This is a genomic window from Micromonospora sp. H61 (assembly GCF_018070325.1).
Lineage (GTDB): Bacteria > Actinomycetota > Actinomycetes > Mycobacteriales > Micromonosporaceae > Micromonospora > Micromonospora salmantinae.
Genome location: NZ_JAGPXY010000219.1, coordinates 1 through 1286 on the forward strand (window position 1 = coordinate 1; position 1286 = coordinate 1286).

1 protein-coding gene is annotated in these 1286 nt (G+C 67.7%); it reads left to right on the forward strand.

Annotated elements, in window-relative coordinates:
• The first annotated feature begins 2 nt into the window (after positions 1-2).
• Entirely contained in the window at positions 3-644 is a 642-nt protein-coding gene (locus tag KBX08_RS33265; RefSeq protein ID WP_210787712.1) for a 2'-5' RNA ligase family protein, read from the forward strand.
• The last annotated feature ends 642 nt before the right edge of the window (positions 645-1286 follow it).

A 1286-nucleotide genomic window follows, 5' to 3' on the forward strand; every position in this document is an offset into this window, starting at 1 on the left:
GCCTGCACCAGCGCTGGACCGCCTACCAGGACCTGCCCGAACTCACCAACCACTGGTACTGGCGCCCGGGCTGGCGGGCCGACCGCCAGTTCTACACCTGGCACCTCACCTTCGAACATCAACCTGAACTCCATCACCTCGTCACCGACCTGCAACGGCAACTCGCTCTGCCCGGACTGGACTTGGTGCCGCTCGACGGGCTCCACCTGACCATGCAAGGTCTCGGCTTCACCGACGAGGTCACCAACACCGACGTCGCAGCGGTAGTTGCCGAGACTCGCCGACGCTGCGCCGGCCTGCCGCCGCTGGAGTTGTCGCTTGGGCCGGTCGACCCCGACGCCGAAGGAATCGGCTTGCTCGTCCGTCCCTGGGACCGCGTCGAACACCTCCGCGCGACCATCCGAGGTGCCATCGGCGCGGTATGGCAGACCGTGCCGGAGGCCTCAGATGGATTCCGGCCACATGTGACGATCGCCTATAGCGGCGTTCAGGCACCGACCGGACCAATCCGCACCCGCCTTAACGCCCTCCGTTACCAGCCACCCGCCTGGGTGACCATCCGACAAGCAACGTTGATCGCGCTACGTCGAGAACACCGCAGTTACCGGTGGACAACGGTGGCGACTACGCCCTTTGGCGCGTGAGGCGGTCGACGCGGGCGGCGAGAAGCCGTGGCGGCACGAGGGTGGTGAAGTCGAGCCGGGACAGGTCGGACCCGGCGGCAGTAGAGGAGACGAAGCAGTGGGCGCAGTGCAGGTTGCACCGTTCGGGTGACCTGCACCAACGCCTTGCGCCCGTCGCCTCCGGCGGAGGTGCGGAAGTAGCAGGACGAGGCGTGGGTGTCGACGAGGCGCTTCACGAGGATCTTCCTGCAGTAGGTGATGGGCGGCTGGCGCTGATAGTCGACGGTGTTCCGAGCAGTTCCAGTGCGCCCTGGAGTTGCCGGAGAACGACTTGGGTGTGGCGCCGATCGGAGAAGGCAGGGTGGTGGCCAGCGGCGGCGGTAGTCAGCAGCCACCAGGCTGCCCACACCCGGTGCCAGCCCAGCGCCCATCGGGCAGCGGGTAACCGGCCCCGGTCGGCTTCGGCATCGGGGTGGCCGCCCGCTGCGACGTAGGCGTGTATGAGTTTGGTGAGGAGTCGGGGTTCGGTGAGTGTGCGGGTGAGGAGTCGGGGTTCGGTGAGTGTGCGGGTGCCGAACCAGGTGGCTAGGTCGAATAGGCCGGGTCCGGTGAATGCCTTGGCCCAGTCGACGAGGCGGCGCCCCGTGCGGCTGACGTGCAGCG